The organism is Pseudomonas mendocina (assembly GCF_900636545.1).
Lineage (GTDB): Bacteria > Pseudomonadota > Gammaproteobacteria > Pseudomonadales > Pseudomonadaceae > Aquipseudomonas > Aquipseudomonas mendocina.
The window spans coordinates 4365123-4388819 of the sequence record NZ_LR134290.1 but is presented as its reverse complement, the minus strand read 5'-3'; the positions used below and the strand labels follow the sequence as shown (position 1 = coordinate 4388819).

Annotated in this window: 25 protein-coding genes and 2 riboswitches; of the genes, 14 read left to right on the top strand and 11 right to left on the bottom strand. The window is 63.8% G+C overall.

Annotation, left to right across the window (positions count from 1 at the left end):
* Positions 1–169: 169 nt before the first annotated feature.
* The 3 genes from EL191_RS20450 to EL191_RS20440 all read right to left on the bottom strand — a co-directional run bounded on the left by EL191_RS20450 (position 170) and on the right by EL191_RS20440 (position 2798).
* Positions 170–1435, bottom strand: a complete 1266-nt coding sequence (locus EL191_RS20450) for an ABC transporter permease (RefSeq protein ID WP_013717322.1) — start codon at positions 1433–1435, stop codon at positions 170–172.
* Between the two features lies 1 nt (position 1436).
* The gene (locus EL191_RS20445; RefSeq protein ID WP_041980446.1) at positions 1437–2144 is read right to left on the bottom strand and encodes an ABC transporter ATP-binding protein; all 708 of its coding nucleotides are present in this window, start codon (positions 2142–2144) and stop codon (positions 1437–1439) included.
* Positions 2145–2219: 75 nt separating this feature from the next.
* Positions 2220–2798 (bottom strand): DUF2796 domain-containing protein, encoded by a 579-nt coding sequence (locus EL191_RS20440; RefSeq protein ID WP_041980449.1) that lies wholly within the window; start codon positions 2796–2798, stop codon positions 2220–2222.
* A gap of 114 nt (positions 2799–2912) precedes the next feature.
* On the opposite strand from EL191_RS20440, the gene EL191_RS20435 reads away from it, so the two are divergent.
* Positions 2913–3260, top strand: a complete 348-nt coding sequence (locus EL191_RS20435; protein ID WP_017362094.1) for a hypothetical protein — start codon at positions 2913–2915, stop codon at positions 3258–3260.
* A gap of 273 nt (positions 3261–3533) precedes the next feature.
* On the opposite strand, the gene trxA is transcribed toward EL191_RS20435, so the two are convergent.
* Genes trxA through EL191_RS20420 form a run of 3 tightly spaced genes read right to left on the bottom strand, consistent with a single transcriptional unit; the run spans position 3534 to position 5557 of the window.
* Positions 3534–4406, bottom strand: a complete 873-nt coding sequence (gene trxA, locus EL191_RS20430) for a thioredoxin (protein WP_017362093.1) — start codon at positions 4404–4406, stop codon at positions 3534–3536.
* Between the two features lie 54 nt (positions 4407–4460).
* The gene (locus EL191_RS20425) at positions 4461–5120 is read right to left on the bottom strand and encodes a class I SAM-dependent methyltransferase (RefSeq protein WP_041980451.1); all 660 of its coding nucleotides are present in this window, start codon (positions 5118–5120) and stop codon (positions 4461–4463) included.
* Positions 5117–5557: a YbaY family lipoprotein gene (locus EL191_RS20420; protein ID WP_041980452.1), complete on the bottom strand. Its 441-nt coding sequence runs from the start codon at positions 5555–5557 to the stop codon at positions 5117–5119. Before EL191_RS20420 ends, EL191_RS20425 begins: the two co-directional genes overlap by 4 nt.
* A gap of 142 nt (positions 5558–5699) precedes the next feature.
* Here EL191_RS20420 and nrdR point away from each other — a divergent pair, with 142 nt between their 5' ends.
* From nrdR to EL191_RS20355, 13 genes are all read left to right on the top strand, one after another.
* Positions 5700–6167: a transcriptional regulator NrdR gene (gene nrdR, locus EL191_RS20415; protein ID WP_003243991.1), complete on the top strand. Its 468-nt coding sequence runs from the start codon at positions 5700–5702 to the stop codon at positions 6165–6167.
* Entirely contained in the window at positions 6164–7279 is a 1116-nt protein-coding gene (gene ribD, locus EL191_RS20410; protein ID WP_041980453.1) for a bifunctional diaminohydroxyphosphoribosylaminopyrimidine deaminase/5-amino-6-(5-phosphoribosylamino)uracil reductase RibD, read from the top strand. The genes nrdR and ribD overlap by 4 nt, the downstream gene beginning before the upstream one ends.
* 64 nt (positions 7280–7343) lie before the next feature.
* Positions 7344–7498, top strand: a riboswitch (FMN riboswitch).
* Positions 7499–7624: 126 nt separating this feature from the next.
* The gene (locus EL191_RS20405) at positions 7625–8287 is read left to right on the top strand and encodes a riboflavin synthase (protein ID WP_041980454.1); all 663 of its coding nucleotides are present in this window, start codon (positions 7625–7627) and stop codon (positions 8285–8287) included.
* An 11-nt stretch (positions 8288–8298) separates the two neighbouring features.
* On the top strand, positions 8299–9378 hold the full coding sequence (gene ribBA / locus EL191_RS20400) for a bifunctional 3,4-dihydroxy-2-butanone-4-phosphate synthase/GTP cyclohydrolase II (RefSeq protein ID WP_013717313.1): 1080 nt from the start codon (positions 8299–8301) through the stop codon (positions 9376–9378).
* A 233-nt stretch (positions 9379–9611) separates the two neighbouring features.
* Positions 9612–10088, top strand: coding sequence for a 6,7-dimethyl-8-ribityllumazine synthase (gene ribH / locus EL191_RS20395; RefSeq protein ID WP_012019761.1), 477 nt, complete (start codon positions 9612–9614; stop codon positions 10086–10088).
* The gene (gene nusB / locus EL191_RS20390) at positions 10085–10564 is read left to right on the top strand and encodes a transcription antitermination factor NusB (RefSeq protein WP_013717311.1); all 480 of its coding nucleotides are present in this window, start codon (positions 10085–10087) and stop codon (positions 10562–10564) included. Before ribH ends, nusB begins: the two co-directional genes overlap by 4 nt.
* Complete coding sequence (thiL, locus tag EL191_RS20385; RefSeq protein WP_013717310.1) at positions 10561–11514, top strand: thiamine-phosphate kinase; 954 nt, start codon at positions 10561–10563, stop codon at positions 11512–11514. Before nusB ends, thiL begins: the two co-directional genes overlap by 4 nt.
* A 15-nt stretch (positions 11515–11529) precedes the next feature.
* Positions 11530–12057, top strand: a complete 528-nt coding sequence (locus tag EL191_RS20380) for a phosphatidylglycerophosphatase A family protein (protein ID WP_013717309.1) — start codon at positions 11530–11532, stop codon at positions 12055–12057.
* Between the two features lie 9 nt (positions 12058–12066).
* Positions 12067–12801: a substrate-binding periplasmic protein gene (locus EL191_RS20375; RefSeq protein WP_041980455.1), complete on the top strand. Its 735-nt coding sequence runs from the start codon at positions 12067–12069 to the stop codon at positions 12799–12801.
* A gap of 18 nt (positions 12802–12819) precedes the next feature.
* Entirely contained in the window at positions 12820–13464 is a 645-nt protein-coding gene (locus tag EL191_RS20370) for a retropepsin-like aspartic protease family protein (RefSeq protein WP_013717307.1), read from the top strand.
* A gap of 311 nt (positions 13465–13775) precedes the next feature.
* Positions 13776–14396 carry a GTP cyclohydrolase II gene (gene ribA, locus EL191_RS20365; RefSeq protein ID WP_013717306.1) on the top strand — a complete coding sequence of 207 codons (621 nt, stop codon included), beginning with the start codon at positions 13776–13778 and terminating at the stop codon, positions 14394–14396.
* On the top strand, positions 14393–14806 hold the full coding sequence (locus tag EL191_RS20360; protein ID WP_041980456.1) for a hypothetical protein: 414 nt from the start codon (positions 14393–14395) through the stop codon (positions 14804–14806). The genes ribA and EL191_RS20360 overlap by 4 nt, the downstream gene beginning before the upstream one ends.
* A gap of 1 nt (position 14807) precedes the next feature.
* Positions 14808–15602 carry a cobalamin-binding protein gene (locus EL191_RS20355; protein WP_041980457.1) on the top strand — a complete coding sequence of 265 codons (795 nt, stop codon included), beginning with the start codon at positions 14808–14810 and terminating at the stop codon, positions 15600–15602.
* Between the two features lie 223 nt (positions 15603–15825).
* Here EL191_RS20355 and EL191_RS20350 read toward each other — a convergent pair whose 3' ends face one another.
* The 5 genes from EL191_RS20350 to fdnG all read right to left on the bottom strand — a co-directional run bounded on the left by EL191_RS20350 (position 15826) and on the right by fdnG (position 23531).
* The gene (locus EL191_RS20350; protein WP_041980458.1) at positions 15826–17679 is read right to left on the bottom strand and encodes a TonB-dependent receptor domain-containing protein; all 1854 of its coding nucleotides are present in this window, start codon (positions 17677–17679) and stop codon (positions 15826–15828) included.
* Between the two features lie 91 nt (positions 17680–17770).
* Positions 17771–17985, bottom strand: a riboswitch (cobalamin riboswitch).
* A 73-nt stretch (positions 17986–18058) separates the two neighbouring features.
* The gene (fdhE, locus tag EL191_RS20345) at positions 18059–18943 is read right to left on the bottom strand and encodes a formate dehydrogenase accessory protein FdhE (RefSeq protein WP_041980459.1); all 885 of its coding nucleotides are present in this window, start codon (positions 18941–18943) and stop codon (positions 18059–18061) included.
* Positions 18940–19575 (bottom strand): formate dehydrogenase subunit gamma, encoded by a 636-nt coding sequence (locus EL191_RS20340; protein ID WP_041980460.1) that lies wholly within the window; start codon positions 19573–19575, stop codon positions 18940–18942. The genes fdhE and EL191_RS20340 overlap by 4 nt, the downstream gene beginning before the upstream one ends.
* Positions 19572–20462, bottom strand: a complete 891-nt coding sequence (gene fdxH / locus EL191_RS20335) for a formate dehydrogenase subunit beta (protein WP_269471915.1) — start codon at positions 20460–20462, stop codon at positions 19572–19574. The genes EL191_RS20340 and fdxH overlap by 4 nt, the downstream gene beginning before the upstream one ends.
* Before the next feature lie 18 nt (positions 20463–20480).
* Entirely contained in the window at positions 20481–23531 is a 3051-nt protein-coding gene (gene fdnG, locus EL191_RS20330) for a formate dehydrogenase-N subunit alpha (RefSeq protein WP_080764302.1), read from the bottom strand.
* Between the last annotated feature and the right edge of the window lie 166 nt (positions 23532–23697).

Genomic DNA, 23697 nt, shown 5'->3' with positions numbered 1-23697 from the left:
GCACAGTGTACAGGCGAATCGCGGCTTAGAGCCTGTTCAAGGGCTAGCGAACTAGACCAATGCAAGGCAAAGAACAGGTGAGGGCGCGCAGTTTACGAGCTGTAAATGAGCCGCCCGAGCCTGTTTGCGAGGCAGCCGCGCCGACGCACAACAGGCTCGGGGCAGGTTCTTACAATCGAATCGACAGACCGTCGGCCAGTGACTGTCGATAGGCTCGCCAGGCTGGCACGCTGCCCATCGCCACCGCTGCGGCGAGGATGCTGCCCAGCAGTTTCCACTCGTAGCTCGACGGGGCACTGAGTGCCAGGTACAAGCCGTAATTGGCCTGGACGAAGCCCTGGCTGCCGGCGATGCCCAGATAGAGCAGCGCGACACCTAAAGCCACGCCGGCCAATGCCAGAGCGAAGGCCTCCAGCACCAGCAGGCTGGCGATATGCCAGGGGCGTGCGCCCACCGAGCGCAGGATCGCCATCTCCCGGCGGCGCTCGTTGAGGCTGGTGAGAATCGCCGTAAGCATACCGATCAGGCCGGTCAGCACGACGAACAGCGAGACCACGAACAGCGCCTGCTCGGCGGTGCCCATCAGGCTCCATAGCTCTTGCAGGGCGACGCCGGGCAGAATGGCCAGCAGCGGCTCACCGCGGAATTCATTGATCTCGCGCTGCAGGCTGAACGTGGCGATCTTGCTGTTGAGGCCCAACATGAAGGCGGTGATCTGCTTCGGTTGCAGATCCATGGCGCGTGCCTGATCCGCGCTGATCTGCGCCGCGCCGCGTGCCGGCATGCCGTTCTGCCAGTCGATATGCAGCGCCTCCATCCCGGCCAGAGAGATATGCAGCGTACGGTCCACCGGTGTGCCGGTGCGTTCGAGGATGCCCACCACGGTGAAGGGCTTGTCGTCGTGCTTGACCAGGCTGATGGTGGCGACGCCGTGTGCCAGGACGATTTTCTCGCCGAGGCCATAACCCAGCGCTTGGGCCACTTCCGCACCGAGCACTACCTCGAATGGATCGTCGGCGAAGGCACGCCCTTCGGCCAGTTGCAGCGCCTGGCTACGGGCGTAGCGGTAATGCTCGAAATAGGCCGTGCTGGTGCCCATCACTCGATAGCCGCGGTGCGAGTCACCAAGGGAAATGGGGATGGCCCACTTGACCTGGCGGTGATTGGCGAAGCGCTCGAAGCTGTCCCAGCGGATGTTGTTGGTGGCATTGCCGATGCGGAACACCGAGTAGAGCAGCAGGTTCACGCTGCCCGAACGTGCGCCGACGATCAGGTCGGTGCCGCTGATGGTGTTGGCGAAGCTGGCGCGCGCTTCGGTGCGTACACGCTCCACGGCCAGCAGCAGGCAGACCGACAGGGCGATGGCGAACACCGTGAGCAGGGCGGTAAAGCGGCGGTTGGCCAGGCTGGCCAGGGCGATGCGGATCAGATGCATCTCAGGCCTCCTGTGGGCGGGCGGCGCGGTTGAGTTCGGCCAGTGACAGGTTGCGGTCGAACAGCTGCGCCAGGCTCTGGTCGTGGCTGACGAACAGCAGGCTGGCGCCGGCAGCGCGGCATTCGGCGAAGAGCAACTGCAGGAAGGCCTCGCGGGCGTCGAAGTCCAGTGCCGAGGTCGGTTCGTCGGCAATCACCAGCTCCGGCTGGCCGATCAGTGCGCGCGCGGCGGCGACCCGCTGTTGCTGGCCGATGGACAGTTCATCGGCGCGACGGCCGAGCAGGTCGGCGCGCAGGCCGAGATGGTCGAGCAGCGCCGCTGCGGCGGCATCGATGCTGCCGTGGCGCTGGCGCGCGCGTTCGGCACGCAGGCGTGAGAAGCGGCAGGGCAGCTCGACGTTCTCGCGCACGGAAAGAAACGGCAGCAGGTTGAACTGCTGGAAAATGTAACCGGTGTGATCGACCCGGAAACGGTCGCGGGCGCCGGCGGAGAGTTGGCCCAGATCCTGGCCGAGCAGGCGGATATGGCCGCTTTGCGCACGTTGTACGCCGCCGAGCAGGCCGAGCAGGGTGGTCTTGCCGCTGCCGCTGGGGCCTTTGAGAAACAGGGTTTCACCGCGCGCCAGGGTGAAGGTGGGGATATCCAGCAACTGTGCCTGGCCGGGCCAGGCGAAGCCGAGATTGGCGAGTTCGATCAGAGGTTCGGTCATTGTCTGCTGCGTGTCGGGAGAAGGCGTTTATTGCCGGCGCGAGGGGCGCTCGCACCGGCAATGAGACGTGGCAGGTCAGAAGCTCAAGCGTGGCTGCGCCGGCGTCAGCTCCACGCCCTGCTGACCATTCGGGCCGATCAGTTGTACCTGAATCTTCTCGGTGGCGGGGAAGCGTTTGAACAATTCAGCGAGATCCAACTGTTTCAATTCGTTGGCCTTGGCGCATTCGAAGCGATAGTGCGCATGGATGTCGCTGTGCTCGCCTTCGTGAGCATGATGGTCGTGGTCGTGGTCGTGGTCGGCGTCGCCGAACAACGGGCTTTCCAGTTCCACTGCGGTGGCCTTGCAGTCACCGCTGTCGAGTGCGAACAACATGACGGGTTGCTCCAGCTCGCGCTTGGCTGCAGCGACCTTGGCCTTGTCGGCATCGCTCTTGGCGGCATGTTCGAAGCCGACCAGGTTCATCGCCGGGCTTTCGAGCTGCAGCTCCAGCAGGTTGCCATCCAGTGCTGCGTTGAGGCTTGCGACGCCGTGCTCATGGGCACCCAGGCTGTCATGGGAATGTTCGTGGTCGTGATCATGGCCGTGCTCATGGGCCTGGGCGGCGACCAGAGGCAGCAGGACGAAGGGCAGGGCGAGCAGCAGATGGCGCATGGTTGTCTCCAGCGAGGGTGCGGTTTTAATTGTTACGTTATAACAACTTTTGTAGTGGGCTGGCCAGCCTGCCGCTGTCGTGGGAGCATTCACCATCCTGACTGGAGGCTGAACATGGTGCGTATTCGAGGGCGAATCGGCGACTGGCCGGTGGACCTGACGCTGGAGCTGGATGCCGGAGACTGGGCACAACTGGCGCAGCATGTCGCCGTTACGCCTACTGCTGGTGCGGTGGCGCCGGCACCGGCACCCACGGCAGATGCGGGCGATGCCCTGTGGCAAACCGCGCTGCAACTGGTGCGCGATGCAGGGCAGGTAGAAGGACCGAAACTGATGATGCAGCTGGCCGCGCTGGCAGGTGGCGAGGCCGCAGGCAAGCGCTTGCTGGTACGTCTGCGCCATTGTGCACAGATCCGCATGGAGACCGGCGCGGATGCGCCGATCTATCACTGGCAGGAGTAGCCGTCCGGGCTAGTAGGGTGTCGCGTGCTGTCATGCTGCGTACAACGAGGCGCTAGCGCCGCCATCGCTGGCGCGCACCTCAAGGCGAGGGCCGTAGGGCGTACCGGGGCGCCGGCCGCTCGGAAGCAGTACGCCGTTGAGGGGGGGCGTGAGTTGCGGTGGAGAACTTGGCACGGTCCGGCGGACTGTTCGCTGGCGCTCCTGAGTCCGCCTTACGTCAGAGTTCTCCTTCTGTTCTTGCTCTTGCTTGTAGCCTACAGCCTGCAGCCGCTTTTAATAGATCGCCTGATACAACTTGCGGCGGTAGCTGGTGACCAGCGGATGATCGCCGCCAAGCAGGTCGAAGACCTGTAGCAACGTCTTATGCGGCAGGCCATCGGCGTAGCTGCGGTTGCGCACGAACAGCTTGAGCAGGCCATCCAGCGCTGCTTCGTACTGCTGGCGCGCCAGTTGTTGCACGGCCAACTGGTAGACCGCCTCGTCATCCTCGGCATTCTGCGCCAAGCGGCTTTTCAGCGTGGCCGCGTCAGGCAGGTCGGCGGCCTGGCGCAGGAAGGTCAGCTGTGCCTTGGCACCCGCCAGTGCCTGCTTGTGCTCGTCGCCCTTCACGGCGTCGAGTACCACTTCGGCTTCACCCAGCTCGCCGCGTTCGGCCAGACAGCGTGCGTAGAGAATCAGCGCGGCGGCATTCTCGTTGTCTTCGGTCAACACCTGCTTGAGTAGCGCTTCGGTTTCAGCAAAACGTCCTTCGGCGAACAGTGCCTGGGCGCTTTCCATCGGGTCGGCAGCAGCCGGAGCCGGCTCGGCAACGTGGGGCTTGAGCATCTCGCGGATCGCCGCTTCCGGCTGGGCGCCGGCGAAGCCGTCGACTGGCTGACCGTCCTTGAACAGCACCACGGTCGGCAGGCTGCGAATGCCGAAGCGCATGACGATGTCCTGCTCGATGTCGCAGTTGACCTTGGCCAGCAGCAGCTCACCGGCATATTCCTCGGTGATCTTCGCCAGCATCGGCATCAGCGCCTTGCACGGCGCGCACCATTCGGCCCAGAAGTCCACCAGCACCGGCTTGTGAAAGGAGTTCTCGATCACCAGTTGCTCGAAGTTGGCGGCGCCGGAGATGTCGAAGATGTAGGGAGAGTCGCTCATGGTCGGTCTCGAAAGGCAGGGCAATGGTCTATTAATGCGGGCAGCGGGGCGCGGTTACAAGGGGCGCGCCGCGTGATACAGGCTGACCTCGCGAAATTCCGCGGGCTCGGCCAGGTCCGGCCAGGTGCAGCCCTCCAGCAGGGCCAGGCGTTGGTAGAGCGGATGCTGGAAGTCTTTGACCCGGGAATCAGCCACCAGCGCCTGGCGCCCGCGGCTGAGGAAGTGGTCCAGCAACGGCAGATTGGCGCGATCATAGAGCACGTCGGCTACCAGGATCAGGTCGAAGCGATCAGCTTCGGCGAAGAAATCTTCCGAGTAATTCAGCGTCACGCCATTGAGCTCGGCATTGGCATGGCAGGCGGCCAGTGCCAGGCGGTCGAGGTCGCAGGCCACCACCTCGGCTGCCCCGGCCCTGGCGGCGGCAATCGCGGCGACGCCGGAGCCTGCGCCGAAATCCAGCACGCGTTTGCCGCGAACCCATTCGGGACGTTCCGCCAGCCAGCGCGCCAGCACCAGGCCGCTGGCCCAGCAGAAGCACCAGTAGGGCGGCTCTTCGAGAATGCGTCGGGTTTCCTCGGGGTTGAAGGCGCGGTCCATGTTGCTGGCGTCGATCAGCCACAGGGCGATATCGGTGCCCGGCAGGGTTTCGGCCACCAGGCGGGCATCGCCGAGCAGCTCGCTCAACGTCTGCTGCAACGCTTCGGGCGGAGTCATGGGGCCGGTACCAGATGCAGCGCGCCCAGGTCCTGGTCGCTGAGTTCGGCAATGCTGCGTGCCGGCAGGCGTTGTACCAGGCGCCCTGATTGACTGACCCGGCCGCGCAGTTCCAGGCGCAGGTCCTGCGGTACCTGCCGGTCGTTCAGTGGCAGATGAAATGGCAGCGTTTCGCCGTTGCCACGCAGATGGGCCTGGGCAAGCACGGCGCGCGGCCGGCCGCGCATGTCCACGCCCAGCAGCGCCAGATCGACATCGGCGCCCGCGGCCACGCCGATCAGCTCGCCGCGCAGACCAGGTCCCTGGACAATAGGCGAAATGGCTTCGGTCTTTGTCGGAGCAGGCGTGGCAGGCGGTGTGGTAGCCGTGGGTTCATTGGCGCAGGCGGCTAGCAGGCTGCTCAATGCCAGCGGCAGGAAGTTCAGGTATCGGTTCATGGCAGGTTGCTCTTGGAGTGCTTGGGCCTAGCTTAATTTGTCTTGCGCTGTCTAAGCAGGCCATCTCAACGCTCCTTACATTTTTCAATGGCGTGCTATGCGCTACCATGGCGACTTTGCCGCCAATCGGTCTGCGCCTGCCATGCATTGTCCCTTCTGCGCCGCCAACGACACCAAGGTCATCGATTCCCGCCTGGTCGCTGAGGGCGACCAGGTCCGCCGCCGCCGCGAATGCGTGGCCTGTGGCGAGCGTTTCACCACCTTCGAAACCGCCGAGCTGGTGATGCCGCGTCTGATCAAACAGGACGGCAGCCGCCAGCCTTTCGATGAAGAGAAATTGCGCGCCGGCATGCAGCGCGCGCTGGAAAAACGCCCGGTGAGCGTCGAGCGCCTGGAAGAGGCCATCGCCCGTATCAAGCAGCAACTTCGTGCCACCGGCGAGCGCGAGGTGAAGTCGCTGGTGCTGGGCGAGCTGGTGATGACCGAGCTGAGCAAGCTCGATGAGGTGGCCTACATTCGTTTTGCTTCGGTCTACCGCCGCTTCCAGGATCTGAACGAATTCCGCGAAGAAATCGAGCGTCTGGCCCGGGAGCCGTCGAAAAGCCGATGAGCGAGCACGATCAGTTGTTCATGGCGCGCGCCCTGTGGCTGGCGCGCAAAGGTCTTTATTCCACCCATCCGAACCCACGCGTTGGCTGCGTCATCGTGCGTGATGGCGAGATCGTCGGCGAGGGCTGGCATGCCCGTGCCGGTGAGCCGCATGCCGAGGTGCACGCGTTGCGCCAGGCCGGCGACAAGGCGCGCGGCGCCACTGCCTATGTCACCCTGGAACCTTGCAGCCACCATGGGCGTACACCGCCGTGCGCCGATGCGCTGGTCGCCGCTGGTGTCAGCCGGGTAGTTGCAGCGATGCAGGACCCCAACCCGCAAGTGGCCGGCAATGGTCTGTTGCGCCTGATGAACGCTGGTATTGAAGTGCGCAGCGGCGTGCTGGAAAGCGAGGCGCGTGCGCTCAATGCCGGTTTCATCAAACGCATGGAAACCGGCCTGCCGTTCGTGCGGGTCAAATCGGCGATGAGCCTGGATGGCCGCACGGCCATGGCCAGCGGCGAAAGCCAGTGGATCACCGGGCCGGCAGCGCGCGCCGAGGTGCAGCGTTTGCGCGCGCAGTCCAGTGTGGTGCTCAGTGGCGCCGACACCGTGCTGGCCGATGATGCCCGCCTGACCGTACGCCCTGATGAACTGGGCCTCGGCGCCGAGCTGACCGCCCTGGCGCAGCGCCGCCCGCCGCTGCGTGTGTTGGTCGACGGTCGGCTGCGAGTGCCGCTGAGCAAGGCGTTCTTCCAGGTCGGCCCGGCGTTGGTGGCGACCTGTGCTGCAGCCGCTGCGCGTGACCGCTATCTGGCCGATGGCCACGAGCTGCTCGCCGTGCCGGGTAGCAATGGTCATGTCGACTTGCGCAAGTTGTTGCAGGAGTTGGCGGGCCGTGGCGTCAACGAAGTGCTGGTAGAGGCCGGGCCGCGTCTGGCGGGTGCCTTTGCCCGCGCCGGGCTGGTCGACGAATACCGGATCTTCGTCGCGCCCAAGTTGCTGGGCTCCCATGCGCGGCCTCTGCTCGACCTGCCGCTCAACCGCATGGCCGAGGCGCCGGAATTGCAGATTCTCGATATCCGCGCCGTTGGCGACGACTGGCAGATCACCGCGCTACCGAAAGCCCGTTAATACAGGGCCATGCGTTGTTCCAACAAATGTGGTACAACGCCACGCGGTCATTTGCATGTGGCCGCAACGTTCTCAGGGCGGGGTGTGATTCCCCACCGGCGGTAATGGTTCGCAGAACCTAGCCCGCGAGCGCTCGTCATGGCATCTGCCGGGCGAGGTCCAGCAGACCCGGTGCGATTCCGGGGCCGACGGTATAGTCCGGATAAAGAGAGAGCGGGATTCCCTCCTCGGGCGCCTTTTGCGTGTCCGTGAAATCCCTATCGATCGGCATTGCCCTGTTTTTGACCAAAACAGGAGTTCGTCCATGCTGTTCAGCAATATCCTCAACATGAAACCGGAGGGCATATGTTCACCGGCATAATCGAAGCCATCGGCAGTATCCGCGCCATGACGCCCAAGGGCGGCGACGTGCGCGTCTATGTGGCCACCGGCAAACTCGACCTGGGCGACGTCAAACTCGGCGACAGTATTGCCGTCAACGGCATCTGCCTGACCGCCGTGGAATTGCCCGGCGACGGCTTCTGGGCCGACGTCAGCCGCGAGACGCTGGCGCGTACCGCCTTCGTCGATCTCAAGCCCGGCAGTGCCGTGAATCTGGAGAAGGCCCTGACGCCCACCAGTCGCCTCGGCGGGCACCTCGTCAGCGGCCATGTCGATGGCGTCGGCGAGATCGTCTCGCGCGCCGATAACGCCCGCGCCGTGCAGCTCAAGGTGCGCGCCCCGCGCGAATTGGCCAAGTACATCGCGCACAAGGGCTCGATCACCGTCGACGGCACCAGCCTGACCGTCAACGCCGTCGATGGCGCCGAATTCGAGCTGACCATCGTGCCGCACACCCTGGCCGAGACCATCATGGTCGACTATCAGGCCGGGCGTAAGGTCAACCTCGAAGTCGATCTGCTGGCACGTTATCTGGAGCGCCTGCTGCTCGGCGACAAGGCCGCCGAACCCAAGGCCTCGGGCCTGACCGAAAGCTTTCTCGCCGAACACGGCTACCTGAAGAATTGAGGAGACGCCCGATGGCGCTCAATACCGCTGAAGAACTGATCGAAGACATTCGCGCCGGCAAGATGGTCATCCTCATGGATGACGAGGACCGCGAGAACGAAGGCGACATCATCATCGCCTCCGAATGCGTCACCGCCGAGCACATCAATTTCATGGCCCGCTTCGCCCGTGGCCTTATCTGCATGCCCATGACTCGCGAGCGCTGCGAGCTGCTCAATCTGCCGCTGATGTCGCCGCGCAATGGCTCGGGTTTCGGCACCAAGTTCACCGTCTCCATCGAGGCCGCCGAGGGTGTGACCACCGGTATCTCGGCTGCCGATCGTGCGCGTACCGTGCAGGCTGCGGTCGCGCGCAACGCCGTGGCTGAGGATATCGTCAGCCCGGGGCACATCTTCCCGCTGATGGCCCAGCCCGGTGGTGTGCTGGCCCGTGCCGGCCATACCGAAGCGGCCTGCGATCTGGCGCGTATGGGCGGTTTCGAACCAAGCGGGGTGATCTGCGAGATCATGAACGACGACGGCACCATGGCGCGTCGCCCGGAGCTGGAAAAGTTCGCTGAAGAGCACGGTTTGAAGATTGGCACCATCGCTGACCTGATCCACTACCGCCTGATTCACGAGCGCACGGTCGAGCGCATCAGCGAGCAGCCGCTGGACACCGAGCTGGGCCAGTTCAATCTGGTGACCTACCGTGATGGCGTGGAGAATACCGCGCACATGGCGTTGACCCTGGGCACCGTCTGCGCGGAAGAGCCGACCCTGGTGCGCGTGCACAACATGGACCCGCTGCGCGACCTGTTCCTGGTCAACCAGCCCGGGCGCTGGAGCATGCGTGCGGCCATGGCCGAAGTGGCCAAGGCGGGTAGCGGCGTGGTGCTGCTGCTCGGCAACCCGCTGACCGGGCCCGAGCTGCTGGCGCTGATCGGTCGTCAGCAACCGGCCAATCCTGCGACCTACAGCACGGTGGGCGCCGGTTCGCAGATCCTGCGCGATCTTGGCGTACGCAAGATGCGCCTGATGAGCTCGCCGATGAAGTTCAACGCGATATCCGGCTTCGACCTCGAAGTTGTAGAATACCTGCCGGCTGATTAACAGGCGGCTCGAAGAGCCGCATCTGATGACCCTCTCCCGCTTGCGGGAGAGGGTGCCCGCAGGGCGGGAGAGGGTGTTGTGGTCAACGCCGACCCTCTCCCCCGGCCCCTCTCCCATAAATGGGAGAGGGGAGAAAGCGAGCCCTCTGTTTCTGGCAATGGGGCTACGCTGACAAACGAATTTTATTTTCAGAGCAACGATGCCCTGGCTCTTTAACCCATGTGAGACCCGTCATGACCCTGAAGACCATCGAAGGTACCTTCATCGCCCCGAAGGGCAAATACGCCCTGGTGGTAGGCCGTTTCAACAGCTTCGTCGTCGAGAGCCTGGTCAGCGGCGCCATCGACGCTCTGGTTCGCCACGGTGTTAGCGAGAGCGACATCACCATCATCCGTGCTCCGGGTGCCTTCGAGATTCCACTGGTCACCCAGAAGGTCGCCCAGCGTGGCGAATACGCGGCGATCATCGCCCTGGGTGCGGTCATTCGTGGCGGCACTCCGCACTTCGAATACGTCGCTGGCGAGTGCACCAAGGGCCTGGCCCAGGTCTCCATGGAATACGGCGTACCGGTCGCCTTCGGCGTCCTGACCGTCGACTCCATCGAACAAGCCATCGAACGTTCCGGCACCAAGGCGGGTAACAAGGGTGCCGAAGCTGCGCTGTCTGCCCTGGAAATGGTCAGTCTGCTGGCGCAGTTGGAGGCCAAGTGAGCAACTCCGGTAACGGCCAGCCGGCCAAGAAAGGCCCCAGCGGCAAGATTCTCGCTCGTCGCGAAGCCCGTACTCTGGCCATGCAGGCCCTGTACTCCTGGCATATCGCCGGGCAGCCGCTGAACGAGATCGAAGCGCAGTTCCGCGTCGACAATGACTTCAGCAAGGTCGACGGTGCCTACTTCCACGAGATCCTGCACGGCGTGCCGCGGCAGAAGACCGAGCTGGACGGCGCTTTCACGCCGCTGCTCGATCGTCCGCTGGAAGAGATCGATCCGGTCGAACTGGCCATCCTGCGCCTGTCCACCTACGAGTTGAAGAACCGCGTCGACGTCCCCTACAAGGTGGTGATCAACGAAGGTATCGAGTTGGCCAAGGTGTTCGGTGCCACCGACGGGCACAAGTTCGTCAACGGCATCCTCGACAAGCTAGCGCCCACGCTACGTGCCGCCGAAGTCAACGCCAACAAACGGTGAATGAGTTCGAACTGATCCGCCACTATTTCGCCGCCGCTCGTTGTGCTCAGGGCGGCGACGGAGTGGTTCTCGGTATTGGTGATGACTGCGCGCTGCTGGCGTTGCCCGCCGGTGAACAGCTGGCGGTTTCCACCGACACCTTGGTTGCCGGGGTGCACTTCCCCGAACCCTGCGATGCCTTTCTCCTCGGTCAGCGTGCGCTGGCTGTCTCGGCCAGCGATCTGGCTGCCATGGGTGCCACGCCGCAGGCCTTTACCCTCGCTCTGACCTTGCCGAACGCCGATGAAGTCTGGCTGGCCGAGTTCGCTCGCGGCTTGCAACTCATGGCGCAAAACTGCTCATTGGCACTGGTCGGTGGCGATACGACACGCGGTCCGTTGAGCCTGACGCTGACTGTGTTCGGCCGTGTTCCGGCCGGGGATGCCCTGCTGCGCAGTGGTGCTCAGGTGGGTGATCTGCTCTGTGTCGGTGGCGAACTGGGTGATGCGGCAGGGGCGTTGCCGCTGGTGCTGGGACAGCGTGATGCGCAAGATGGTATCCGCGAGGCACTGCTGGCGCGCTACTGGTCGCCACAACCACAGTTGGCCCTGGGCCAGGCGCTGCGCGGCCTTGCCACGTCTGCCCTGGATATTTCCGATGGTCTGCTCGCCGACTGCGGGCATATCGCCAAGGCTTCACAGGTCGCCCTGCAGATCGAATTGGAACAGGTTCCGCTGTCTGCGCCGCTGCTTGCGTTCGCTGGCGAAGAGCAGGCGCGGCTCTGCGCCCTGGGTGGTGGCGACGACTACCGTCTGGCCTTTACCCTGCCGCCAGCCCGGCTCGCGCAGCTGCAAGCCGATTGGCCCGAAGTGCGTGTTATCGGCCGCGTGCAGGCAGGCGCTGGGGTACAGTTGCTGGATGCCGCTGGCCAGCCTATCGATCCGCCAACCGGCGGCTACCAACATTTCTGACAGGACGGAGTGCGCGTGACCGATCACCCCAACCAGGTTCCCGCCGAATACGTACCGCCCTCGGTGTGGCGCAACCCCTGGCATTTCATCGCCTTCGGTTTCGGCTCTGGCACATTGCCCAAGGCACCCGGCACCTGGGGCTCGCTGGTGGCGCTGCCGTTCGTGCCGCTGTGGCAGATGCTGCCGGATTGGGGCTACTGGCTGATGCTCGGCGTGACCATGCTGTTCGGCTTCTGGCTGTGCGGCAAGGTCGCCGACGACCTGCGCGTGCACGACCATGAAGGCATCGTCTGGGACGAGATGGTCGGCATGTGGATCACCCTCTGGCTGGTCCCCGAGGGTTGGGTCTGGTTGCTGCTAGGCTTTCTCATGTTTCGTGTGTTCGACATCGTCAAGCCCTGGCCGATTCGCTGGATCGACCGCCATGTGCATGGCGGTGTCGGCATCATGCTCGATGACATCATCGCCGGGGTCTTCGCCTGGCTGGCCATGCAGGGGCTGGTCTGGGGCTGGAGCAACTATGGAGCCGGGCTCTGGCTCTGAGAGGCTGGCATGCGGATGAAACAGATCTGGCTGGGTGTACTGTTGATGCTCTGTGTGTTGCCGGGTGTTCAGGCGGACAGCGACCAGCCAGATGAGATTCGCCTGGCCAGCGAGGTGTGGGAAGCCTATACGGAGACCGACGGCACGGGGCTGGGTTGGGACATCATGCGCGAGGTCTTCGAGCCCGCAGGTGTCCGTCTGGACATTCACAGCGTGCCCTATACCCGCTCCGTAGGGCTGGTGCAGCGTGGCGAGGCCGATGCCTGGGTCGGTTCCTATCGCGACGAGGTCAAGGACGGGGTGTTCTATTCGAAGTATCACTATGATCGTGACCAGATCGTCGCTCTCGGCCTCAAGGACAAGCCGCTGCCTACCCTGGACAGTATCGGCAAATATCGACTGGTCTGGGTTCGAGGCTACAGCTACAAGGAATATCTGCCGAATGTGCACGACTACCGGGAAGTGCAGCGGCGGGCCGGTATTCTTGGCATGCTCGACCTGGGCCATGCCGACTTCTACATCGACGCCCGCCCCGAGGTCGATCACGTACTGAGCGAGGCGGCCAAGTCGCGGCGCTACCGCGTGACGGATCTGACGCAACTGCCGCTTTATCTCGGTTTTGCCGATACGCCGCGTGGTCATGTCCTGGCCGAGATTTATGACCGGCGGATGGCTGCCCTTATCGCCAATGGCGAGTTACGGCCGATCTTCGCGCGCTGGCATTGGCCTTATCCCTTCGACTGAGCCGGGAGACCCTCATTCATGCAGCTTCGTCACTGTCTCGCCGTGCTGGCGCTGTCGTGTGCGAGTTTTTCCTGGGCAGCTTCTCAGGTTCAGGTGGTTGGCCTGTTCCCTGGGGCGGCGGTGGTCAATGTAGACGGTCAGCGCAAGCTGGTCCGTGTCGGTGACACCGGGCCGGGTGGCGTGCAGGTAGTCAGCGTCGACAAGCAGGGTGCGGTGCTACGTGTCGATGGTGTCGAGCGCGTCTATCCCATGAGCCGCGAATACAGTGCCGGCTTCGCCGAGCCGGTGAAAAAGCGCCTGAGCATTGCCAAGGGTATCGGCGGCCATTATTGGGTGGCTGGCTCGGTCAATGGCCAGACCGTGCAGTTTCTGGTCGACACCGGGGCGACTTCGGTTGCGCTTAACGACGCCCACGCCAAACGTCTGGGCATCGATTATCGTGTCAGCGGCCGGCCCCTTCAGGTCAGTACCGCCAGCGGCGTGACCCGCGGTTGGCGCGTGATGCTAGATCGGGTCAAGATCGGCGACTTGGAAGTGTTGGGCGTCGAGGCGGTGGTACTGGAGGGCGGTGCGCCGCATGAGGCACTTCTGGGTATGAGCTTCCTCGGGCGGGTGGGCTGGCGCGAGGAGCAGGGCATGCTAGTGCTCGAGTCCAAGCTATGAGAATCAGCCCAAAGTCTGCTGCGCGTCGGCTGCCGCGTTAGAAGCAGGCTCGGAAAGCCGCTTGCGGCTAACGCACTTCAGTGCGACCCCGGAGGGGCGAACGAAGTGAGTACTGCTCATTTACAATCAGTAGACTCCGCTTCCTCGCCTACTTCTGCCTTGCATTGCTCTAGCTCGCGCGACTTTGAACAGATTCTGATCGTGCTCATTGACCGTTTCGATACTGATGATCGGCAATTCTGTCTGACCCGGCGGCTGGGCCTGCTGATACAATGCCGCCCCTGTTTCGTACTCATTGCTAGGAGTATCCGGTGTCCGTCGTGTTCGTCGCCGCCTCCCAACTGCCCACGCCCTTCGGTGTGTTTACCATGCACGGTTTCCTCGATGAGGCCACCGGCAAGGAGCACGTCGCTCTGACCTTCGGCAACGTCGCCGATGGTGCTCCGGTGCTTGGGCGTCTGCATTCCGAATGCCTGACCGGCGACGCCCTGTTCAGCCTGCGTTGTGACTGCGGTGCCCAGCTGCAGGCGGCGCTGCAGGCCATCGCCAATGAGGGGCGTGGTGTATTGCTGTATCTGCGTCAGGAAGGCCGTGGCATCGGCCTGCTGAACAAGATCCGCGCCTATGAGCTGCAGGACGGTGGTGCCGATACCGTAGAGGCCAACGAGCGCCTGGGCTTCGGCGCCGACCAGCGCGATTACGCCATCTGCTTGCCGATGCTCGAGCACTTGGGCATCAAGAGCCTCAAGCTGATGACCAACAATCCGCGCAAGGTCAAAGCGCTGGGTGAGATGGGTATTGCCGTGGACCACCGCGTGCCACTGCAGATCGCGCACAACCCCTATAACAAGCGTTACCTCGCCACCAAGGCCGGCAAGCTCGGTCATATGCTGGGCAACCAGCATCAGGGCGAGACCGAGGAACGCCTGTGACCCGAGGCCAGGTCAAGCGTCGCCTGGCGCTGGCCTGGTGGCGCCAGCTGGGCGTGGCACTGGCACCGCTGCTGGTGTTCAACCTGCTGTTCGGTGGCGGTAATACCACGGTGCTGACCATGCCGCTGTTCATCGCCGGTCTGGCATCGATGTTCGTCAGCCTGCCGCTGTTTTCTGCCTACAAGCGTGCGCTGATCGCGACTGAAAAGGCCCTCGACAGCGAGGCCGAGCCCGCGGCCTGGCTGGAGCTGGATCGAGTTCGCCTGCGCGCGCTGCTTGGCGCCGCTTTACCGGCCTGGATCGCTGCTCTAGCCGTCCTCGCTGGCCTCGAGGCGATTCCTCTGGTGCTGCTCGCGCTGTCGTCCATCGTACTGCACAGCCTCTACCGCATACCCCGTCAGTTGGGCTGACATGCGTGCTTTGCTGTTCGCCCTCTGCCTGCTGACGTTGCCGCTGTCGGCCGCCGAGCGGGTGATCAGCCTGGCACCCTCGCTCAGCGAAATCATGCTCGATCTGAATGCGGCCGACCTGCTGGTCGGTGTGCTCGACGGAGACGAGCGTCCCGCCGCTCTGGCGCATCTACCCACCGTTGGGCGTTATGGACAGCTGGAATTCGAACGTCTGCTGCAGCTGGCGCCAGATCTGATCCTGATCGCGCCGGGTAGCGTGCCGCCCGCGCAACAGGCGCAGTTGCGCGGGCTAGGCATCGATCTTTTGATCGTCGAGCCGCAACGCCTCGACCAACTTGGTGACGCGTTCGTAGGCATTGGCAAGCGAATTGGCCGGCCGGAACAGGGTGAGCAGCTGGCGTCCGAGTTTCAGGGCGCCCTGGATGCGTTGCGTCAGCGCTACCGGCGCAAACAGCCCCTGTCGGTGTTCTATCAGGTCTGGCACCAGCCGCTCTACACCATCGGTGGCCAGCAACTGATCGGTGATGCCCTGCAGGTGTGCGGTGCACGCAATCTGTTCGACGACCTGCCGCAGCCGGCGCCTCAGGTCAGCGTCGAGGCGGTGCTGGCGCGTGATCCGGATGTCATTCTCGGCGGTAGCAATGCCGAACTGACGACCTGGCAAGCCTGGCCGCAGTTGCATGCGGTGCGCCGGGGGCAGGTGTGGGCGGTGCCGGACAAGGGCCTGGAAAGGCCCAGCCGGCAGATGCTGGGCGCCATCGAGCAGTTGTGTGAGCGGATGGCTGGGGCGCGGTAGCGTTACGTGGGTTGCATATGGTTGCGTAGGGTGGGTTAGCCGCTTGTTGCGGTGGCTGCGTGTTCCACTGTGCTTGATGCGGCGGATGGCCGCCCCGCGATACCCACCATTGGTGCAAGGCGAACCATCGCCTGGTGGGTTACGCGGCGCACAGTTTTCATCTACACCAGCAAGATCGGCGTTCAGCGCCGCTAACCCACCCTACGTTGGCTGCACATCAATCTTAGAGTTGTGGTGTCCAAGTCACCGCCAGCAGTGCGGTGCGACCAGCCTCGCGATAGGGATGTGGTTCGCCTGTGAAATCCAGAGGATTGGTCGGACGAAGGTAGTTACCCTGCGTGTAACCACGATCGAGTGCGTTATCCAGCTTCAGATCCCAGCGCAGTTCAGGTGAACTCTGCCAACTGGTGCGCAAGTCGAGTACACCATAACCGGAGAGTTGGCGGGTATTGGCCGAGTCGTCGTAGCGTTGGCTAACCGCGCGCCATGAGCCGCCGACACCGAAGGCGCCAAACTGGCGGTCGATATCTACGCTGAGGGTGCGGCGCGCTCGGTAAGGAAGTGTGTGGCCGTTGTCGCGGTCGCGCGGATCGATCAGGCTCACCCCGAGCTGAACCTGCCAGTCCAGTACATTGCGGGCAACGCTGGCCTCGAAGCCATTGACGCGCGCCTTGGCAATATTCTCCGGTCGCTTGGCGCTGCTATCCCAGGCGATCATATCGTCGATGTCGGTACGGTACAGCGAGGCTGTCAGGTGCGTGCCGGAGAGGTCGGCGCGCCATTGCAACTCGTAGGTTTTCGACGTCTCGGCCTTCAGATTCGGGTTGCCGGAGCCGGGATAGTAGAGATCGCTGAAGGTGGGGGCGCGGAAACCCTCTCCGTAGCTGACGATCCAGCTCTGACTGTCGCCCATGGGCAGACTGAGGGCCGCGTTCCAGCTGTTCTGGTTTCCGTAGACCTGGTTGTCGTCGTGGCGAAGGCCCAGTTCGGTGCCAAAGTGTTCGCCCTTGAAGCTGTGTTGAGCGAAGACGGCACGGTTAGCACGCTCGCCCTCTGCAAACACGGTGCTGCCATCAACCCTGTCCTCGTACCAGTCGGCACCGAGGGTCAGTTGGTTGGCCGCGTTCAGTTGCAGGCGATTGATCCAGCTCGCAGAGTTGCGAGTGGTTTTCAGCGTGCCATTGTTCCAGTCGTCTGCGGCGCCCAGCGCCTTGTTGCGGTCGAAACTGCGGCCCAGTTCGATACGGCTGCTCCAGGTGTCGGTAAGCCTGCCATCCAGGTATCCGCTGTAGCTGCTCAGGCGGAACTCATCGTGAGGTTGTCCGGGGACGAAGTTGTAAGCGTCGTCGTACTCACTGTCGCCGCGTTGATCGTTCAGGTTTAGCCCGGCTTTCCAGTCATCGCTGAAACGATGATCCAGATTCAGGTGTACGGCCTTGTTGCGCAGCGCGTCGTGATCGCTGTCGGCACCGACGTTGTCGCTGGTGCGATCCCAGCCGCTGCTTTCGTCAAGGCTGCCACCGAGGGCAAAGGTAGTGCGGTCATTGCCTCCGGTCAGTGCCACGCTGCGCTGGAAGGTTTGGTGGCTGCCGATTGCCAGGCGCACTTGCGGATGCAGGCCCGCTTCGCCACGGCGGGTGAAAATCTGGATCACACCGCCAATGGTGTCGGCTCCATAGAGGGATGAGCGGGGGCCGCGCGTCACCTCCAGGCGTTCGACGTTGTCGATGTTCAGGTAATCGAGGCGAGCGATGCCGCTACTGGCGGATGCAACGCGCTGGCCATCGATAAGTACCAGGGTCTGCGCGGTGCTGGTACCGCGCACCGAGTAGGAAATCACCCCCCCGGAGCTGCCAATCTGCACGCCAGGCACTCGGCTGAGCAACTGGGGCACGCTGCGAACCTGCAGGCGCTCGATATCGCTCCGGTCGAACACTGTGGTTGCGGCAGTGGCCTGGGCTTGCGGCTCGGCCTGGCGCCCGGAAGTAACGACCAGCGGTTCGGTGACGTAGGGTTCGGTAGCCAGGGCGAGGCCTGGCATAAGGGTGACGGCCAGGGTGAGACGGGACAGTTTCATGTTCAAGATTCCTCAAAAGGTCAGCGCTTTCGAGGAGGGCAGGAGCAGGGCCGGCACGCTGACCGAACCTGGCGGTGGAGCCCTCCGCAACACCGATGGAACCTTCCTGGCCGGTATCCGGGCTCTCGACCCTGGCCCGCCTTCCCGGCTTGCACCAGTGGCTGTTTGGGCGAGGTGGCAGGCGCAGGCCTGCTGTCGATTACCGTTGCGGGGGCAGCGCCGGGATTGCTCGCGTGAGCGCACCGGCTTCCCGTTTAACGCCGTTACGACGAATTCGTCCGGCGCACCTGGATGGCTGGGCGCGACCATAAGCGCTCAGCCCGTGCAATTCAAGCGTGCCGGCGCTGCCCCGCAGGCTGTGTGGGGGGCACCTGGTGTATCAGCCGGGGAAAAGCAGCGGGTGTGGGCCGCTGCGGGCGAAACCTTCGCGCTCGAGTTCGGCGTCCAGGGCCAGCGAGGCCAGGTCGTCGGCGATGGCTTCCAATTCGTGATTACGGTCCAGGTAGAGCACCTTGAGGTAGCTGTAGCAGTCGCCACAGCTCTCTGCCTTGAGCGTGGTGTCCTTGGAGTCCAGCGACCAGTAGTCGAGCTTGTCGGTCTGCTCGCAGTTGCTGCACTTGAGCCGCACCATGTGCCAGCGGCTTTCGCATAGGCTGCAGTGCAGGTAGCGCAGGCCGGAGAGGATCACGCTGGCGCTGGGTGCCTGGGCGCATACCGGGCACAGCTGGCGGTTTTCGCCTGTGCTAGCGTGCAGCGGCAGGCGTGCGGCCAGTTGCGTCCAGTACAGCGCCAGGGCGCTCCAGAGGAACAGTGCACGGTCGCCGCCGACTGCCTCGTAACGGCCTGAGAGCAGGGCATCGGCCAACATTTCCAGGCGCTCCTGGCTGCTGTTCTGCAGGTCTTCGATCACGGCCTGGACTGGCGCTGGGGCGTCGCCGTGCAGTTGTTCCAGTAGTCCCTGCAACAGGCATCGCCAGTACGGATCACGCGGCAACTGGGCGGTGGCCAATGGTGCCTGGTCGTGCAGTTCCAGCTGTGGATTGACCTTGGCGGGCAGTGGCAGTTGTTCGAGCAGCCGCTGTTGGGCACGGGCGATAGCGGCAGTGAAACGCAGGTAATCGGCCATCGGGTGTTTAGCCGCCAGCGCCTCCAGGCGCGCCGCGCGCCCGGAGTAGAGGCCTTCGAGGCGTGGCCGAAGCAGCGGCTCGATGCGCTCGATGCCGCCGCTGCGTTGGTCGATCGGGGTCAGCCTGATGCTGTTCATGGCGCGTCCTTCTTGCCGGCAACCTGACGGAACCAGCGTGGGTGGTGGGTACGCGCCCATTTGCGGCTGACGTAGCCGCTGGACATGCTGTCCACCGAGCCCTTGACCCAGAACGCCAGGTAGATATGACCGATGATCAGCAGCATCAGCAGCACCCCGGCCAGGGCATGGATGAACAGGCCGACGCGGATGGTCGGAATCGAGAACAGTGGGGCGAAGTACGGCCGCCAGATCACCATCCCGCTGATCAGTAGCAGTGAGATCAGGCCCATGATTCCCCAGAACAGCAGCTTCTGTCCGGCGTTGTACTTGCCGGTATCCAGTTTGTCGCTGTGTTCGCCCCTTAGCACCAGGCCGAGGTTGGCGAACCACTTGCCATCGCCCGCTTCCGGCAGGTTGTAGCGCACCAGGCGGATGAACATGAAGGTGAGGAGCAGGAAGATCGCCACGCCCATGAACGGGTGCAGGATGCGCGCGAGTTGCGGGCCGCCGAGTAGGCTATTGAGCCCGTTCAGCGAGGGGAAGAACCATGAAAGGCCGGACATCGACACGAAGAAGAAGCAGATGACCATCAGCCAGTGGCTCATGCGTACCGCGTAAGGCGTGCGTAGCAGGGCGTCGTAACGTTTCATGCCTTGTCCTCCTCGGTTGCGTGCTCGTCTTCGGGCAGGCTGTTGGCGCCCACGCCGACGTAGTGGAACAGGGTGCCGGCCAGGGTGGCGAAGAACGCAGCGGCCGCCACCGGTTTGAGCCAGCCCTTCCAGCCGTGGATGGCGCTGCTGATACGCGGATCGGTGGGCAATTTGTGGTACAGCTGCGGCTTGTCGGCATGTTGCAGCACGTACATCACGTGGGTGCCGCCAACGCCTTGCGGGTCGTATACGCCGGCCCCGGCGAAGCCACGACCCTTGAGCTCCGTAACACGCTCCGCGCCGTAGTGCAGCATGTCTTCCTTGCTGCCGAAGCGGATCGCCCCGGTCGGGCAGGTCTTCACGCAGGCCGGCTCCTGGCCGACGGCGAGGCGGTCCGAGCACAGGGTGCATTTGTAGGCCTTGTTGTCCTTCTGGCTGATGCGCGGCACGTCGAAGGGGCAGCCGGCGATGCAGTAGCCGCAGCCGATGCAGTGCTCGGACTGGAAGTCGACGATGCCATTGGCGTACTGCACGATGGCCCCGGGTTGCGGGCAGGCCTTGAGGCAGCCAGGATCGGCGCAGTGCATGCAGCCGTCCTTGCGGATCAGCCATTCCAGGCGACCGCTTTCATCGTTCTGGTACTCGTCATAGCGCATCACCGTCCAGGAGTCTGCGCTCAGGTCGATCGGGTTGTCGTACATGCCGTGGTTGTGGCCGACCTGGTCGCGGATGTCGTTCCACTCCGAGCAGGCCACCTGGCAGGCCTTGCAGCCGATGCAGGTGGTCACGTCGATCAGCTTGGCCACTTCGGCCTTCTTGTCGCGCACATGAGGCGCGGGCGTCAGCACGTTGGTGGCCGAACGCTTGATGATGTCTTGGGATTGCATGGACATGGCAGCGCTCCTTTACACCTTTTCCACGTTGACGAGGAAGGCCTTGTATTCAGGCGTGTGGGTGTTGGCGTCACCGATACGCGGGCTCAGGGTGTTGGCCAGGAAACCCTTGCGCGTGGTGCCTTCGAAGCCCCAATGGCAAGGGATGCCGACCTGCTCGACTTCCTGCCCGGCAACCTGCAGGGTCATCACCCGCTTGGTGACCACCGCCTTGCCGCGGATGAAGCCGCGTTTGCTCGATACCTTGACCTCGTCGCCGGATACGATGCCCTTGGCGGCGGCGAGCTTTTCGCTGATCTCGACGAACTGTTCGGGCTGGGCGATGGCGTTCAGGCGCGCGTGCTTGGTCCAGTGACGGAACATTTCGGTGATGGAGTAGGTAGTGGCCACGAAGGGGAATTCATCGCGCGAGCCGAAGCTCGGCTTGTCGCCCTCGAAGATGCGTGCCACCGGGCTCTTGCCGCTACCGCTGTGCAGCGGATTGGCGTCGATCGGACTCTCCTGGGGTTCGTAATGTTCGGGGAAGGGGCCATCGTTCAGCGCGCCCAGAGCGAACAGGTGGCCGACGCCGTCCTGCAGCATGATGAACGGGCTGACGCCGCTGCCCGGCGCAGCAGTCGGCGGGTAGTCGGGCACGTCGGCGCCGCTCCATTTGGCGCCGTCCCAATGCAGAAACTGGCGCTTCGGGTCCCAGGGTTTGCCGGCCGGATCGGCCGAGGCGCGGTTGTACAGCAGGCGGCGGTTGGCCGGCCAGGCGAAGCCCCAGCCCGGCGTGTTGCCCAGGCCGGTGTCGGTGTTGTCGCGGCGAGCCATCATGTTGCCGGCCTGCGTCCACTGGCCGGTGTAGATCCAGCACAGGCTGCTGGTACTGCCATCGTCGCGCAGGTGGGCGAAGCTCGGCAGCAGCTCGCCCTTCCTGGCGATCAGGTTGCCCTGATCGTCGACCAGATCGGCCAGTGCATAGCCATTGAGCTGCTTGGCGACTTCTTCCGGGTGTGGATCGCGCGGGTCGTGATAGTGCCAGTCCAGGTTCATCAACGGCTCGGGGCATACCCCGCCTTCGCTGGCATACAGCTCGCGCAGCTTCATCAGCAGCGTACCGAGGATCTTGCCGTCGTGCCATGCTTCGTGGGGCGGCGTCTGACCTGCCGAGTGCCATTGCAGCCAGCGCGCGGAGTTGGCGATCGAGCCACTCTCTTCGGCGAAGCAGGATGAGGGCAGGCGGAACACCGTGGTCTGGATCGTGGCCGGATCGACGTCATTGAATTCGCCGTGGTTCTGCCAGAACGACGAGGTTTCGGTCTGCAGCGGATCGATTACCACCAGGTACTTGAGCTTGGCCAGGCCCTCGCGGACCTTGCCCGAGGACGCGGCTGCGGCGATCAGGTTGAAGCCCTGGACGAGGTAGCCGTTGGCCTTGCCCTGGGTCATCTGCTCGATGAACGCCATCACGTCATAGCTGACATCCCACTTGGGCAGCCAGTGGTAACCCCACTCGTTCTCCGCGGTGGCCTTGTCGCCCCACATGCCCTTGAGGAAGCTGACCATGAACTTGGGGGTGTTGCCCCAATAGTTCACCTGTTTGTCTACGAGGGGCTTGGGGGTGCGTTGCGCCAGGTAATCGCCCAGGCTTTGCTGGTTCTCGTGCGGGAGGGTCAGGTAGCCGGGGAGCATGGTAGTCAGTACGCCCAGGTCGGTGAAACCCTGGACGTTGGAGTGACCGCGCAGGGCGTTTATGCCGCCACCGGGCATGCCGATGTTGCCGAGCAGCAGCTGTACGATGGCCGAGGCACGGATCATCTGCGAGCCGCCGACATGCTGGGTCCAGCCCAGGGCGTAGAGGATGGTCGTGGTCTTGTCCGGCACGCAGGTCGCGGCCAGCGTTTCGCAGACGTGGAGGAAGTCCTTCTGCGGTGTGCCGCAGATGCTGCTGACCATCTCGGGGGTGTAGCGCTCGACGTGCTGCTTGAGCAGGTTGAAGACGCAACGCGGGTGCTGCAGGCTGTCGTCGCGCAGGGCGTAACCGTCGGCACCCAACTCATAGGCCCAGGAGCTGCGATCGTAGCTGCGCGTGTCGGCGTCGTAGCCGCTGAACAGGCCGTCCTCGAAGGAATAGTCCTCGCGCACGATCAGCGGCGCGTTGGTGTAGGCCTTGACGTATTCGTGCTGGATCTTGTCATGGCTCAGCAGATAACGGGCGACACCGAGCAGGAAGGCCGAGTCGGCGCCCGCGCGGATCGGCGAATAGAAATCGGCGACCGCGGCGGTGCGGTTGAAGCGTGGGTCCACCACCATCATGTAGGCGTTGTTGCGCGTCTTGGCTTCCACGGCCCACTTGAAACCCACCGGGTGCGCCTCGGCCGGGTTGCCGCCCATTACCAGGATGACGTTGGCGTTCTTGATATCGACCCAGTTGTTGGTCATCGCGCCGCGCCCGAACGAAGGCGCCAGGCCGGCCACCGACGGGCCGTGGCACAGGCGGGCCTGGTTCTCCAGATGCACCATGCCCAGGCTGCGGGCGAACTTGACGTCGAGAATGCCGGTCTCGTTGCTGGCTGCCGACGAGCCGAGAAAACCCGTGGTGGTCCAGCGGTTGACCAGTTGGCCCTTGGCGTTCCTTTCGATGAAGTTGGCGTCGCGGTCATCCTTCATCAGGCGGGCGATGCGTTCGATGGCCTCATCCCAGGAAACACGCTTCCATTCACGACTGCCGGCCTCGCGCACTTCGGGGTACTTGAGGCGCTGGTCGCTGTGGATATAGTCGATCAGGCCGGCGCCCTTGGGGCACAGCGAGCCGCGGCTGACCGGGTGATCGGGATCGCCTTCGATATGAAAGATGCGCTCGTGGGCGTTCTTCGCGCCATCACCGAGGCTGTACATCAGGATGCCGCAACCGACCGAGCAGTAGGTGCAGTTGTTGCGGGTTTCTTTGGCGCGAAGCAATTTGTATTGGCGCGGTTGCGTCGCCTGGGCGACGCCTGGGGCGAAACCGAGTGCGGTCGTGGTGGCCGCTCCAGCCCCGACAGTACAGAGCTTCAATAGCTGTCGTCTGCCGATTTTCATGCACTTCTCCTCATCGCACGCGAGGCAAGTGCTTGGTTGTAGGCTCCGACTTCTAGCTGAGCGGATGCACTTTTGATGTTCGCGTCACCTGCCATCGCCGCGGCCTCTTGGCGGGCCATCGCAGTGCGATGCAGATAGCGCTTTGCTGCATTACGCCGAGGCCGGA